The sequence below is a fragment of the Exiguobacterium acetylicum genome (assembly GCF_022170825.1).
GTDB lineage: Bacteria > Bacillota > Bacilli > Exiguobacteriales > Exiguobacteriaceae > Exiguobacterium_A > Exiguobacterium_A acetylicum_B.
The window spans coordinates 271,104-285,300 of record NZ_CP081878.1 but is presented as its reverse complement, the minus strand read 5'-3'; the positions used below and the strand labels follow the sequence as shown (position 1 = coordinate 285,300).

16 protein-coding genes are annotated in these 14,197 nt (G+C 47.0%); 9 read left to right on the top strand and 7 right to left on the bottom strand.

The window, feature by feature from the left end:
* The first annotated feature begins 86 nt into the window (after window positions 1-86).
* The 5 genes from K6T22_RS01590 to K6T22_RS01570 all read left to right on the top strand — a co-directional run bounded on the left by K6T22_RS01590 (window position 87) and on the right by K6T22_RS01570 (window position 4,513).
* Entirely contained in the window at window positions 87-383 is a 297-nt protein-coding gene (locus K6T22_RS01590) for a metal-sensitive transcriptional regulator (RefSeq protein ID WP_149426679.1), read from the top strand.
* A gap of 13 nt (window positions 384-396) precedes the next feature.
* The gene (locus tag K6T22_RS01585; RefSeq protein WP_238238545.1) at window positions 397-2,526 is read left to right on the top strand and encodes a heavy metal translocating P-type ATPase; all 2,130 of its coding nucleotides are present in this window, start codon (window positions 397-399) and stop codon (window positions 2,524-2,526) included.
* Complete coding sequence (locus tag K6T22_RS01580; protein WP_238238544.1) at window positions 2,523-2,729, top strand: cation transporter; 207 nt, start codon at window positions 2,523-2,525, stop codon at window positions 2,727-2,729. The genes K6T22_RS01585 and K6T22_RS01580 overlap by 4 nt, the downstream gene beginning before the upstream one ends.
* Before the next feature lie 86 nt (window positions 2,730-2,815).
* Window positions 2,816-3,040, top strand: a complete 225-nt coding sequence (locus K6T22_RS01575) for a hypothetical protein (protein ID WP_023466807.1) — start codon at window positions 2,816-2,818, stop codon at window positions 3,038-3,040.
* A gap of 171 nt (window positions 3,041-3,211) precedes the next feature.
* On the top strand, window positions 3,212-4,513 hold the full coding sequence (locus K6T22_RS01570) for a globin-coupled sensor protein (protein WP_238238543.1): 1,302 nt from the start codon (window positions 3,212-3,214) through the stop codon (window positions 4,511-4,513).
* A 57-nt stretch (window positions 4,514-4,570) separates the two neighbouring features.
* Here the strand turns inward: K6T22_RS01570 and K6T22_RS01565 are convergent, their stop codons facing one another.
* Together K6T22_RS01565 and K6T22_RS01560 are read right to left on the bottom strand one after the other, a co-directional pair.
* Window positions 4,571-5,179: a class F sortase gene (locus K6T22_RS01565; RefSeq protein ID WP_238238542.1), complete on the bottom strand. Its 609-nt coding sequence runs from the start codon at window positions 5,177-5,179 to the stop codon at window positions 4,571-4,573.
* Complete coding sequence (locus K6T22_RS01560; protein ID WP_238238541.1) at window positions 5,151-5,939, bottom strand: DUF4397 domain-containing protein; 789 nt, start codon at window positions 5,937-5,939, stop codon at window positions 5,151-5,153. Before K6T22_RS01560 ends, K6T22_RS01565 begins: the two co-directional genes overlap by 29 nt.
* Before the next feature lie 220 nt (window positions 5,940-6,159).
* Here K6T22_RS01560 and K6T22_RS01555 point away from each other — a divergent pair, with 220 nt between their 5' ends.
* Together K6T22_RS01555 and K6T22_RS01550 are read left to right on the top strand one after the other, a co-directional pair.
* Window positions 6,160-6,618 carry an Lrp/AsnC family transcriptional regulator gene (locus tag K6T22_RS01555; RefSeq protein WP_283205698.1) on the top strand — a complete coding sequence of 153 codons (459 nt, stop codon included), beginning with the start codon at window positions 6,160-6,162 and terminating at the stop codon, window positions 6,616-6,618.
* Window positions 6,618-7,211, top strand: coding sequence for a LysE family translocator (locus tag K6T22_RS01550; protein WP_238238539.1), 594 nt, complete (start codon window positions 6,618-6,620; stop codon window positions 7,209-7,211). Before K6T22_RS01555 ends, K6T22_RS01550 begins: the two co-directional genes overlap by 1 nt.
* Before the next feature lie 45 nt (window positions 7,212-7,256).
* On the opposite strand, the gene speB is transcribed toward K6T22_RS01550, so the two are convergent.
* The 3 genes from speB to K6T22_RS01535 form a co-directional block, all read right to left on the bottom strand.
* Window positions 7,257-8,129 carry an agmatinase gene (gene speB, locus K6T22_RS01545; RefSeq protein WP_023466800.1) on the bottom strand — a complete coding sequence of 291 codons (873 nt, stop codon included), beginning with the start codon at window positions 8,127-8,129 and terminating at the stop codon, window positions 7,257-7,259.
* 116 nt (window positions 8,130-8,245) lie between these two features.
* Window positions 8,246-9,088, bottom strand: a complete 843-nt coding sequence (gene speE / locus K6T22_RS01540) for a polyamine aminopropyltransferase (protein ID WP_023466799.1) — start codon at window positions 9,086-9,088, stop codon at window positions 8,246-8,248.
* Between the two features lie 144 nt (window positions 9,089-9,232).
* Window positions 9,233-9,904, bottom strand: a complete 672-nt coding sequence (locus tag K6T22_RS01535) for an NAD(P)H-dependent oxidoreductase (RefSeq protein WP_238238538.1) — start codon at window positions 9,902-9,904, stop codon at window positions 9,233-9,235.
* A 378-nt stretch (window positions 9,905-10,282) separates the two neighbouring features.
* Between K6T22_RS01535 and K6T22_RS01530 the strand changes: the two genes are divergently transcribed.
* On the top strand, window positions 10,283-11,839 hold the full coding sequence (locus K6T22_RS01530; protein ID WP_238238537.1) for a BCCT family transporter: 1,557 nt from the start codon (window positions 10,283-10,285) through the stop codon (window positions 11,837-11,839).
* A gap of 89 nt (window positions 11,840-11,928) precedes the next feature.
* On the top strand, window positions 11,929-12,774 hold the full coding sequence (locus K6T22_RS01525; RefSeq protein WP_238238535.1) for a metallophosphoesterase: 846 nt from the start codon (window positions 11,929-11,931) through the stop codon (window positions 12,772-12,774).
* Between the two features lie 255 nt (window positions 12,775-13,029).
* On the opposite strand, the gene K6T22_RS01520 is transcribed toward K6T22_RS01525, so the two are convergent.
* Window positions 13,030-13,524: a YwhD family protein gene (locus tag K6T22_RS01520; RefSeq protein ID WP_023466794.1), complete on the bottom strand. Its 495-nt coding sequence runs from the start codon at window positions 13,522-13,524 to the stop codon at window positions 13,030-13,032.
* A gap of 65 nt (window positions 13,525-13,589) precedes the next feature.
* A complete protein-coding gene (locus K6T22_RS01515; protein ID WP_238238533.1) occupies window positions 13,590-14,114 on the bottom strand; it encodes a hypothetical protein in 525 nt (174 codons plus the stop codon).
* Window positions 14,115-14,197: the final 83 nt, after the last annotated feature.

Here is a 14,197-nt window from a genome sequence, read left to right as displayed (position 1 = left end):
TTTATCGCTTAAGCTATATACTGGTACCCCCCATACCTATATGTTAGAGTAAAGATAATAACAAGATCACCAAAGGAGGTACGACTATGACACACGATCACCCCGTTGTTCCACGGACGAACGAAGAACAAGATGCGTTGATGAAACGATTGAAACGCATTGAAGGGCAAGTCCGTGGTATTGCCAATATGGTTTCTGAAGACCGATATTGTATCGATATTTTGACGCAGACAGCATCGATTCAAGCAGCTCTACGACAAGTCGAACTACAAATCATCGAACGCCATGTCAAGATGTGCATGCATGAAGTCGCCACCCGTAAAGACAGTACAGACGCTTACGTCGATGAGTTGATGGCAGTCATTGCTCGTCTGAAAAAATAAGGAGGGTTTTCTGGTGTCAAAAACGATTGAGTTTGATATTGAAGGGATGACGTGTGCCGCCTGCTCCGCCCGGATTGAAAAAGTCCTCAACCGGATGGACGGGGTCGAAGCAACGGTCAACTTGCCGCTTGAAACCGCTCGTGTCTCGATTTCCGATGCCTATGATGATCAAGCGATCATCGAAAAAATCCGGAAAATCGGCTATGAGGCAACGGTCAAACAAGCACCACACGCAGCGAAGACAAATCGTCGGATGCTCTATCGTTTCATCATCGCAGCCATTCTATCGCTCCCGTTACTTGCTAGCATGTTGGTTCACATCCCTAACAGTCCGTTCCACCTGCCTGTCTTAATGAATCCTTGGCTCCAGTTCGCCTTAGCGACTCCGGTTCAATTCATTATTGGTGCGCCGTTTTATAGCGGAGCCTATAAAAGTTTACGGAGTGGTAGTGCAAACATGGACGTCCTTGTCGCGCTCGGAACGTCAGCTGCCTACTTCTATTCAGTTGCCGAAATGCTACTTGTCTCTGATATGCCGCACCTCTACTTTGAGACAAGCGCCATTTTGATTACACTCGTCTTGCTTGGTAAAGTCCTCGAAGATCGTGCGAAACAACAGACGACAGGAGCCATTAAAAGCTTGCTCTCTCTGCAAGCGAAAGAAGCCGTCGTGTTAGAAGATGGACAGGAACGAACTGTCTCCATCGATGCGATTCAAACTGGTATGATCTTACTCGTAAAACCTGGGAACAAAATTCCGACAGATGGTGTCATTCGTGCAGGTGATGCGTATCTCGATGAATCGATGTTGACGGGTGAGTCCGTACCTGTTCGTAAGACGATTGGCGCATCTGTCATTGGTGGTACGCTGAATACAAATGGATCGTTACAAGTCGAAGCGACAAAGATTGGACAAGCGACGGTTCTCTCGCAAATCATCCGTGTAGTCGAACAAGCGCAGACTGAAAAAGCACCTATCCAGCGACAAGCGGATCGTATTTCTGGTGTGTTCGTACCCATCGTCGTCGCGATCGCTCTTTTGACGTTAGCCGCTTGGTGGATGATCAGTGGATCCTTCGCAGAAGCGATTCGTCCGGCCATCGCGGTGCTCGTCATCGCTTGTCCATGTGCGCTCGGACTGGCGACACCAACTTCCATCATGGTCGGCACTGGAAAAGGTGCTGAGCGAGGAATCCTCTTTAAAGGCGGTGCTCAACTCGAGAACCTCCAGCATGTCGACGCCGTCGTCTTTGATAAGACCGGAACGTTGACAGTTGGTCGTCCGGTCGTCGTCGAGACGTTCGGTACGGAGACTGCGCTCGATTTTGCTGCTGCGCTTGAACGGCAATCGGAACACCCTCTTGCTCGCGCCATCACAGCAGAACGGGATGTCGTCTTTGATATCGAACGGTTCCACGTCGAATCAGGACGTGGGATCACGGGACAAATCATGGGACATGATCTCATCGTCGGATCGGCGCGAATGATGCAGGAACGAAACATCGTTCTTCCTGATTGGACATCACCTGGAGCGACTCTCGTATACGTCGCTGTTGATGGAGAAGTCGCGGCCGGATACGCCATCCGTGACGCGCTAAAAGATTCAGCGAAAGAAACGATCCAGCGGTTGCGCGAGACAAAAGAAGTATATCTCTTGACCGGTGACCGCCGGGAAGTCGCTGATCATTTAGCTCAAGAACTGGGACTGGACCCAGCGTTTGTTTTTGCTGACGTCCTCCCCATTGAAAAGGCAGATGTCATTCAATCACTTCAACAAACGAAACGTGTTGCGATGGTGGGAGACGGTATCAATGACGCCCCTGCGCTCGTGACAGCAGATGTCGGCATCGCACTAGGTAGCGGAACGGATGTCGCGCTTGAAGCAGCTGATGTGACGTTACTCGGACACGATTTAAAGCAAGTCTTACTTGCGATCGAACTGAGTGAGCAGACGATGAAGAACATTCGCCAAAACCTCGTCTTTGCACTCGGTTACAACACAATTGGTATCCCCGTCGCTTTTCTTGGTCTACTTGCTCCCTGGCTTGCGGGGGCAGCGATGGCATTCAGCTCTGTCTCTGTCGTAACGAATGCGTTACGATTAAAACGTATCCCATTATCTGAAGGAGGATCATCATCATGAAAGAAACAACGTTATCTGTTATCGGTATGACATGTAATCACTGTAAAGCGAGTGTCGAATCTGCTTTATCTGAAGTGGAAGGTGTACGTAGTGCTTCTGTTTCGCTCGAACAAAACCAAGTCACCGTACAACATGAGGATGTTGCCCGCGAGCGCCTCGTCGATGCGATCGAAGAAATCGGCTACGATGTGCCAACTGTATAAATTTTTAAGCCAAACTGTTTTTAACACGCAGTTTGGCTTTTTTATTTTTTGAAAAGCGGGAATGTACGGAGTAAGGAGGGGTTCGTATGGTACCGAAAATCGAATTCGTAGAACACTTCGACGACAACAAAGGAAAACGATTTAAAATCGAACTTTGGAATCTCGGAACCTTCACATTCAGTGCTGAGTCAGCCCGTGGACCTGTCACCCGTTTCACCTCCATTGACATTCAATTCGTTCAAGCTTGCGTTCAACGAATGCGCTCGATCGTGGACGCTAAAAAAGCATTCCAGGAAGATCAACCGGTCTAATCCTGTCCTTTTTCTATTCTCCTCATGGCACTTGCCATGAGTTTTTTTGTTTCCGGTCAATGTTTTTCAATATTCTCGTCTTTTTTTCGAAAATCAGTATCGCTTCGTCAAGATGAACCGATAAGAAACAGACATCATTTTATTCACATCTTGAGTATTGGAGGCAACTACGTGCGTAACCCTTTTAAAAGTAAGACTACTTCGGTTTATCAAGCTACAATCGGCTTTCCTGATTCCCGTCTCATCACGAAGACGGCAGATCCTGATCTCACATCCCGTCTGGTATACATGGGCTATACAGAAGAACAGCTACAGACGCTCAAATCGATGGCACCTGTCGTTCAAGGCATCTTAGATGAGGTCCTCGAGCAAGTGCTTGATCATCTTCTATTGAATCCAGAGATGGCAACGATTGCGAAACAATCATCGACACGCGAACGACTGAAAAAAGTCTTCGCCGACTACTTCACGAGTCTTCTGACAGGAAACATGGATGAATCCTTCCTTGCGATGCGGACACGGATGGGACAAACGCATAAACATAACTTCGTTCCCGTCACTTGGTTCATCGCTTCGTACGCTGCGTTTCAGACGCTGTTGATTCCAAAAATCGTCGAACATTATCAGCATGATCCAGCGCAACTGACAACAGCCGTACTCGCCTTGACACATGCGATGAACTTAGATGCTCAGATCGTGACGAGCCAGTATGTCGATTCTCGTCTTCATGAAGTGACAGCAGCGAACGAATCACGCCGTCAACTTTTGACAGATGTCGTTCGTGTCAGTCAAGAAGTCGCAAGCTCAGTCGAACATACGGATCATGCTATCGTCGAAACGAGTCGCCGGGCTTCACAAGTATTAGCAGAAACCGCTCAAACGGAACAAACGAGTCAACAACTCGTCCAAATGACGATTGCGAACGAACGACAGATGCAACAGATGGAGCAACAATTCGCACAATCAACGCAACAAGTCGGTACTTCGCTTGAAAGCATTCATGAATTGAAAACGACATCAGACGATATCGTCCAGATGACGCAAAGTATCGAAGCGATCGCCAATCAGACGAATTTACTCGCGTTGAATGCTTCGATTGAAGCAGCACGTGCCGGTGAACACGGCAAAGGTTTTGCTGTCGTCGCGACCGAAGTCCGAAACCTTGCTGAAAATGCCAAGTCATTAAGTAGCAGTATCAATGGTCTGATTCAAAAGAACAATGGTAATATCACACAACTCGTTTCTCAGATGGAAGACATTACACGCGCCAACACCGCATCTCAGCAAGAGCTTCAACAAGTCAAACAAGGGATCCAGACAGTCAAGAGCGAGATGGAGAATTCCCTCACCTTGTTTGGTCGCAACAAAGAAAACCTTGGACAAATCGTCGAGACGATCCAAGGACTCAGCAAGACGACACAAGGCTTGACGACACTGACAACGGATCTCGTCGCCGCTTCCGAAACGCATTAAAAAACAGGCATCTTTTATTCTCGGTCATGACCGAAATAAGAGATGCCTGTTTTTGCTTTACTCGTCTTGTTCTGCTGTGACGACAAGACGCTGATCGTATCCTTTTGATTCTGAAAACGTACCAATGCATGAAATGAGCGTCAGTTTATTCATGACGGTCGCACCGAAGATTGATCCGACAGGCGCTTCATCGACAGGATAGGACATGACGTTCGTCACCACGTATGATACCTGTTGTCCTGCTTTACCCGTCACTTCAATCCGTTGCCCTTTTTTCAGCTTGGCTAAATCATAAAAAACAGCGGGACCGTCTTTATCATCCAAGTGTCCGGCTAGTACAACATTTCCAGTTTGTCCGGCTTTTGCACCGTACTTATACCAAGCGACTTGATCGGTTTGTTTCGGAACATCCATCCGTCCTTGTTTATCCTTCCCAACCACTTCAATGTTTGTTTTCACATCGAGTGTCGGGATTACAATGCGTGTCGGAATGAATGCCTCTTCGTCCACTGAAGCTGAGTCCGTAGACGAAGAGGGCGTTGTTTCTGTAACTTTCGGTTGATCCGGTTTTGTAGTCTTCTCTGGAAGTGAACCTGATTGACATCCGGCTAATACGAGTAAAAGGAGTAAGCTACTCTTAAGCGTCTTGTTTACGACGGACGACATACGCTGTACCTACTAACAAGGCAGCTGCTGCTGCGACTGCCCATGGTGTAGCAGAAGCCGTATCAGATGAACCACCAAGTCCTGTTTCTGGCATCGATGCCATTTCACCACCGTCTGGGATCAAGAGGACATCAAATGCTGGTTCGCCTTCAAGTAATCCGATTGCGAGTGCTGTATAGTTTTTACCACTGTCGAGTTTGATACCATCAAGTGCTTTAACGACATCCGTTGCGCCTGCAGGACGGACTTCAAGATCATATGTGCCTGCATCGAGTGTGCCGTAGTCAGAGACTTTTGAGAATTCAAGGTTGCTGAAGAGTGGATCTCCACCTTTTGGTGCGACATCAACAGCCGGTGCATCCGGTGCAAAGTGTGCGACACGAACCATTGATTTTCCGTCTTCGCCTTTACCGTTGTCTTCCATGACTGCAAGTTTGATATCAGCTAATTTGCCGATTGCTGCGACCGAGTAGAATTTACCAGCTTCTACGTTGAGTGTTTGAGAGAGCACAGGATCTTCTGTTGTTCCTGCAGCGAATACTTCTACTTTATGTTCGCCAGCTGGTAGTGTGAGGTAATCTGTGACATCTTTGAATTTTGCTCCTGATACCGCTTTTTTGCCATCGACCGCGATATCGACTGCCGGAGCATCTGGTGAAGCATGAATGACACGAACCATTGCGTCATCTGCTGCGCCTACTGGTAGCACGAATAGTGCAAACAGTAACGTAGCGGTCACAAACGATAAGAGTTTCTTCATCTTTTCTTCCACCTTTCTAATTGTCAAATGTACATCGCTCTCAAACCAATGTTCTTACACTTCAGAACATTTCCTTCGTGGTGACATCTTAAACTTAAGACACTGCCGTAAATGTGTAAAGATTTCAGTGTGCTATGAACTTGTTCTAAAACAGATTGACTTTTTATTTATTTTCGAAATAAAATAATCTAAATAACAATAGAAAAGAAGGTTTTAAGTTATGGATTCCTACGATTTAAAAATAATTGAATTTTTAAGAAAAGATGCCCGTATGAAATGGTCGACACTTGCACAGCACATCGGCTTATCAGCACCGGCAGTTGCGGAGCGCGTCACGCGTTTACAAGAACAAGACATCATTCGTCAGTTAACGACGGTGCTAAATCCGGCTTCTTTTGATTATCGTCTTGCTGCGTTCGTCGCCGTCTCACTCGAACGACCGGAACATCGGGCACCATTTCTTGAACGGATCAAACAAATCGAACACGTACTCGATTGTCATCACATCGCGGGTGACGATGATTATCTACTCAAAATCCGCTGTCGCGATACAGAACAACTTGATGAGATCATTACCTATCAGATTAAAGGATTATCAGGAATTTTACGTACGAAGACGACAATCATCATGCGAACGGAAAAGGAATCGCTTCACTTTCCGTTACCAGAGGTCGACTGATGTTCACGACCGGTTTTGGAATCGGATTTGCGTTAGCAGCGCCCGTCGGTCCAATCGGGCTACTCTGTATGCAGCGGACACTTCGACACGGACGGGTTTCCGGTATCGTTTCCGGACTCGGGGCCGCAACCGCAGATTTCACCTACGGATTGCTCGCGTTGTCCGGTTTTTCGCTCGTTCAATCTTTATTAACTCAAGCGTCCTGGATGCAACTGATTGGTAGTTTGTTTTTGTGTTACATCGGCTGGTCGATGTTTCAAGCTTCTTCAAAAGCGTCGATTGCTGATACGGCCTCGTCACGGTTGAGTGCCTATCTGTCTGTCTTACTCTTGACGTTCTTAAATCCAATGACGATCACACTGTTCCTTGCGTTGTTTGCACGGTTTGAGTTGACGATGACGAACGGGCAAGATGCAGTTCTATTTTTGATCGGTATTTTTCTTGGTTCTGCCGCTTGGTGGATCATCTTGGCGAACATCACGCATCTGCTTAAACATCAGCTTGCGACACCCGTTTTACGTATCATTCAGTGGACGTCTGCTAGTCTGATCATTGAATTTGGGTTATTCGGAATGATTCAGTTCTTCCTCTGAGCAAAACAAAAGAGACCGACATCACGTCTGGTCTCTTTTGTCTTTTCATTTAATGAATCCAATCATCATCTCGCGTAGTACTTTCGCTGCTGCGATCGCTGTCATATCCGATTGGTCATACGCTGGGCATACTTCTACTAAATCAGCACCGATGACGTCGACGTCTGCACGCGCGATCATGTGCACGACTTCGAGCAATTCCTTCGTCGTCACCCCACCGATTTCTTGTGTCCCTGTCCCTGGTGCCGCTGATGGATCGAGAACATCGATGTCGATCGTGACGTAGACCTTTTTACCCGCAAGTGTTGGAAGAACTTGACGAAGCGGCTCGACGATCTCGTATTTGAAGAGGTTGTAACCTGACGTCTTCGCCCATTCGAACTCTTCTTTCATACCAGAACGAATCCCGAACGAATAGCAATTCTCTGGTCCGATCAAGTTTGCGATCTTCTTGAGTGGTGTCGAGTGCGACAATGGCTCTCCTTCATACTCGTCACGTAAGTCCGTATGTGCATCAAAGTGAAGCACGACGAAATCATCATAGTGTTTATCGAACGCTTTGACGACGGGCCATGTGACTAAATGTTCGCCACCCATACCGAGCGGGAACTTGCCTGCTGTCAGTAACGAATCGACGTATTCTTCAATCATATCAAGTGATTTTTGTGCATTCCCGAATGGTAACGGGATATCTCCCGCGTCAAACAACTTCGCGTCGGCGATGTCACCATCTAAGTATGGGCTATATTCTTCTAGACCAAGTGAGACTTCACGGATACGTGCCGGACCGAATCGCGAACCCGGACGAAAACTAACCGTCCAGTCCATCGGCATGCCGTATAAAATTCCTTTTGCATCTTCGTGAGTCGGTTGACTCGCGATAAAGACTTTTCCTGAATATGCTTCATCAAAACGCATGATCCATTTCCCCCTGTTCATTTGCCGTTTGCTGATGCAAACGCCTCTTTACCTGACAACAGAGCGATTTCGAAGATCGAAACCGCTCTGTTCATGTGTGTCTATAGTGACTGAACTCAGCCGTTCGTCAAATCTTTAACGAACTTCGGAAGCGCGAAGGCTGCCGTGTGAAGCTCAGGCGTGTAATACTTCGTGTCGATCTCGTGGAAACGCTCTGGTGCGACCGCAAGCGGATCGTGTTTCTTTGATCCGATCGTGAACGTCCAAAGACCACTTGGGTATGTCGGAACGTTTGCGATGTAGAGCTTCGTGATCGGGAAGATTTCTTTGACGTCGCGTTGAACATCACGGATCAAGTCTGGTGTGAACCATGGGTTATCCGATTGTGCGACGAAAATGCCGTCTTCTTTCAATGCTTTTGAAATACCAGAGTAGAAGCCTTTCGTAAACAAGTTGACCGCTGGACCAACTGGTTCTGTCGAGTCGACCATGATGACATCATACTCGTTTTCTGCTTCTGCGATATGCATGAATCCATCCCCAACGATGACTTCGACGCGTGCATCGTCCAATCCACCTGCAATGTTCGGGAGGTATTTTTTCGAATACTCGATGACTTTTCCGTCGATTTCAACCAAAACAGCTTTTTCGACGGACGGGTGTTTCAAGACTTCACGGATGACTCCGCCGTCTCCTCCACCAACGACCAGAACCGATTTTGGATTCGGGTGTGTGAACAATGGGACGTGCGCGACCATCTCGTGGTAAACGAACTCGTCCTTATCTGTCGTCATGACCATTCCGTCAAGTAACAACATCGTACCGAACTCGTCCGTTTCAACCATCTCTAGGCGTTGAAACTCCGTTTGTTCGCTCTCATAAACGTGGTTGACACGGAATGTGATACCGTAATCTTCCGTTTGGTGTTCCGTGAACCATAACTTTAATTTTTGTTCCATTTGCGATAGAACCCCTTTCTTTCATCAAGACAAAAGTTGTTCGTATGCGAGTGGCGTTTACGGCGCTTCTTAATCATACAAATGCGAGTATACCGAATTTCGAAAGAAACTTCTATATAATTCGAAAATTTTTGTCTTCCGTCTTTACTCGACGAACGTCACGATTTCATCAAGTGGACGACGTTGTTTATCGCGTTTCGGTTCGTCTGCCCGGTAACCGAATGCGACCATGACGGGAACCGTGAAAACAGAACGATCGAGCAGTCCACGATCGACGAGTAATTCCTCAACTGCTTGTTGGTCGAACCCTTCGATCGGACAAGAATCGATTCCGATTTGTGCAGCCGTCGACATCATGTTTCCGAGCGCGATATAGGCTTGTTTCGCCGCCCAGTCTTCCATTGCTTTCGGATTATTACCAATCGCAAAATCCTCTTCTAAAAATAGACCGTATCGCTTGGTACGTCCGGCTTTTGCTTCTTCGGATAGACCAAGGAAATCCATCATCTGCGTGACATGTGGACCATCAGCCTGCATCTGTTCTCCTGTCCGGGCGAGGAACAAGACGAAGTGACTCGCTGTCGGTAATTGTCCTTGTGCGCCCCAAGAAATTTCTTTTAAGGCTTCTCGGATTTCTGGATTTTGAATGACGAGCATGTTCCATGGCTCATATCCGAACGAGCTCGGTGACAGACACGCCGTTTCTAAAATGAACCGGAAATCGTCTTCTGGGATCACTTGACCGTTAAATGTCTTCGTGGCATGACGAGATTGAAATGCTTCAAGAATTGCTTGTTTTTGTTGTTCTTTTTCCATGAGTAATGCCTCCTTCAAAATGATGACTGCTTTTGTTATATCAAATCTGTTTTCCGAGTGCCTCTGATTTGCTCATATCAGTCATTGTGTTAGTTTTTAGAGGAAACGGGAAATAAGAGTACTAACATTCTCTATTTCTTTATTTTCGCATCATTTTAATTACCTGAAATTGAGCCATTTTTTGCTTATCCTTCCCCATAATCAGAAGATTTCTTGGCATTCATTTCCCAGTCGGTTTGCTTTTCCACCCAAATGTTTGTTACGGTAGTGTCCTGCGTGATTAGGTTTTGTTATCGGATAGTCAGGGAATTACCAATGTCGTTGTTATCATTCGATACAGAACAACCATGTAAAATTCGAAAGAAGGTGTGGAACACGATGGAAAATAATCGAAAAAGTAAGATCACAAAAGTCTTTATGGTATCCGTCATTTTCTGTGTGCTCTTTACCATATGGGGAATCTTACCGGAATCCCTAATCGGTGCAGCTAGTCTTGGAAATGTCACATCAACAGCACAATCATTTGTCTCCAACCGTTTTGGTTGGCTTTATCTTCTCGGAATGAGCGCATTTCTTTTAATTGCCATTTTCCTTGTTTTTTCCCGTTTCGGTTCAATCCGGCTCGGTAAGGATTCAGACCGTCCTGAATACAGCCTCATTTCCTGGTTCGCGATGCTCTTTAGTGCCGGAATGGGAATTGGTCTTGTCTTCTGGGGTGTATCAGAGCCATTGACTCACTTCCATACGCCACCCATCGCAACAAATGATCCGACGGAAGCCGGTCCTCTTGCGATGCGTTATTCGTTCTTCCACTGGGGCCTACACCCTTGGGCACTGTATGCCGTTGTCGCGCTTGCGATTGCTTATTCGACATTCCGTAAGGGGCGTCCCGCTACAATCGGAGATACCGTCGCTTCACTAATGAAGCCGCGCTATGAAGCAGCTGGTAAGGGAACTGTTGAAGTACTCGCAATCGTTGCAACAGCCTTTGGTGTCGCAACATCACTCGGTCTTGGTGCGCAACAAATCTCAGGTGGACTCAACTTCCTGACGAGCAGTGTCCCGAATACGTTCACGACACAAATCATCATCATCGTTGTCGTCTCGGTACTGTATATGATTAGTGCCGCGTCTGGTCTTGATAAAGGGATCGTTCGCCTCAGTAATGCCAATATCGTCTTAGCGACTCTACTGATGATTGGTGTCATGTTCCTCGGACCGTTCAGCTTCATCATGGATCTTTTCGTCCAAACAACAGGAGCGTATTTACAGAACTTACCTCTCATGAGTTTCCGGGCATCTGCCTTTAACCCAGATGAACGTGAGTGGATTAACGGTTGGACGATCTTCTACTGGGCTTGGTGGATTTCATGGTCACCATTCGTCGGTACGTTCATTGCCCGTGTCTCAAAAGGACGGACGATTCGTGAGTTCGTCATTGGAATCATGCTCGTTCCAACGATTTTCGGTCTTCTTTGGTTCTCAGTCTTCGGTGGTTCAGCGATTTGGAACGAACTGTTCCAAAACGTCGACTTAATCTCGACTGTTAACGATAAAGGGGTCGAAACTGGAATGTTCGCATTGTTCGAGACATTCGGTGGTTTAGGAACATTCCTCAGCATCGTTGCTGTCTTCTTAATCACTACATTCTTTATCACTTCAGCTGACTCCGCGACATACGTTCTCGGTATGCTATCGTCTGGTGGTAGCCTGATGCCAAGCCTGCGGATCAAACTTGCGTGGGGTGTCGTGCAGTCTTCGATCGCCGCTGTACTCTTGTATGCTGGTGGATTAGGTGCGTTGCAGGCCGCTGCCATATTGGCCGCTTTCCCATTCATCTTTGTCGTCGGGATGATGGTCGTCGCCCTGTTCAAAGATTTGTCCGATGAACCTGATGCGCAAAAAGAAACGACTGAATTAAAACAAGATGCTTAAATAACTTCGAATTCCTCCTTCCGTCGCATACGGGAGGAGGTCTTTTTTGTTATCCTGAATTATGCTTAATAGAAGAAACGAGGTGCCCTATGCGTAAACGAAATCGCTGGCTATTATCCCTTGGTGTACTCGCCTTAGGAAGCTGGTTTTTATACCGTGAAAATAACGTCATCGACGTCTCAGAGATGACAGTCGCGTCCAGCCGCTTACCGGAAGCATTTGATGGTTATCGCGTCGTGCAGGTCGCCGACTTACATGGCAAAGCGTTCGGAGCTGAACAACAACGATTATTAAAAAAAATAGATCGTGCCGACCCAGATCTTGTCGTCATGACTGGTGATTTGATTGACTCAAGACGAGACGGTGAGGAAGCTGCCCTTTCGCTCATGAAATCCCTAGTCGATCAGTATCCCGTTTACTTCGTCACCGGTAATCATGAGGTTCGACGTAATCTAACGATTTTACCGAAACTTGAGCAGCTCGGTGTCACTATCCTTCGGAATGAATCGCGCGTCATTGAATATCAAGGTCAATCCATTTCGTTACTTGGTATCGATGACCCAACGACGACACGATGGCGCGAAGGACTGTCGGAACCGGATGGTATTCGTCAAAGCCTCGATCAAGCACTTCAAGATGTCTCGGCGGACACGTTCCAGCTTTTGCTCGCGCATCGTCCAGAATATAAGTCCTTGTATGCCGAACGATCCATCGATCTCGTCTTGTCCGGTCATGCGCACGGTGGACAGATCCGTCTACCGTTTACAGCAGGTCTGTATGCGCCCGGTCAGGGGTTCTTCCCACAAGTAACTGCCGGTCGCTATCAAGAAAAGGAGACGGAATTAATCGTCAGTCGTGGTCTCGGGAACAGCCTGTTTCCGTTTCGCCTGTTCAACCATCCGGAACTCGTTGTCGTAACGCTGAAACGACCATAAAAAAGGCACTGACTCAAAAAAGAATGACTCGTCTTTTCACGCCTTTTCCTCAGATGAGACACAAGACCCGCTTTCCTGCTTCATTCAAGCAGGAAAGCGGGTCTTGTTTGTCTCTGACAGCGCAAAATCGCGCTTTTCCCTGTAGGAGTTACGTGAAACGAGTCATTCTTTCTTTTTTACGAGATAAGGGTGGCAGACCATCACTCTGCCACCCTTATCTTTGAAGAGACCGACTTTTGAGTCAGCCCTTTTTATTTAGACCAATGCTTCATGTAAAGCAGCGTCAGCATTTTCCCACATCTCCGGTTTATGTGTTTGTAAGAAATCACGTAACAATTCCTTTGAACGCTCATCCATGTGATCGACGACGATCCGTCCTTTAAGGGATTTATCCATTTTATTGACGTGATCCGCAAGAATCTTGAATCCGCGACGTGCTTCCGCATCGACTAGCAGATCGCAGGCAGCGACACCACCGTAATAGAAGCCTTCAGGTTTACGACCAACTGTCACCCAGACGATCCAGTACAGTTTACCGTTTGGCGTATCGGCTTTATCCGTCGTGAACTTAACGCGTTTCTCGATTGCTGCTTTCGCGTGCATCGCGCCCATGTCGATGTAGGCTTCGCCGTCTTCCGGAGAAATGATGACCGGTGACATACTGTTTAAACTAAGTGTTCCGACACCAAATCCACCGTGACCATCTGTTGAGTTATCTGAAATGATATTGAAGTTAATCTTTTTTTCCATCGTGTGTTGTCCCCTTTTAATCCTGTTGCCTCTATCATACCGTATTCCGAGGTGTCTGCAACCAGTCACTCGTAACGAAGCGTCTGTAATTGTTCTTCCGTTGCTCGACGAATCGTCGGGAGACGGTAACACGTCATCGACGCAATCTCTTCATGTGCCGGAGGATTGACCTCTTCGAGATGAAGCAAAGCGCGATCAAATAGAGTTTGCGTAGCACGTCCAAATAAATAGAGACGCTCAAGGGAAGAACAACGCGATCGAATCGCGCGTAATTGATGCGCGAGCTCTCGTACCTTCGCTTCGACCTCCTCTTCCATATCAGCTGTCGGTTTTCGGTTTTGGAATAACGGTTTGAAGCGCATGTCATCCTCAAGCAACGTCAACATGCCGTATCGCTTCGCTTCTTTTTGATTCAGCATTTGAGCTAAATCTTTATCCGTCACAAGTCGTCCAAACGGAATATTCTGTCCAAAAACGATTTCAGCAACTTCGAGCCCTTTAGCGCCAGACAACGGATAGGCCGTATCCTCTGGTAACGCGCGATCGAAAATTAGTAACGTATGAATCTTCTTTCGTATGATGGCGTCCATATGTGTATCTCCTTTTCTGTCGTATGTGTATGACTTCCTTCGCTTCCGACAAGAATAGCTCCTACCTTATACCCTTCTTTTTC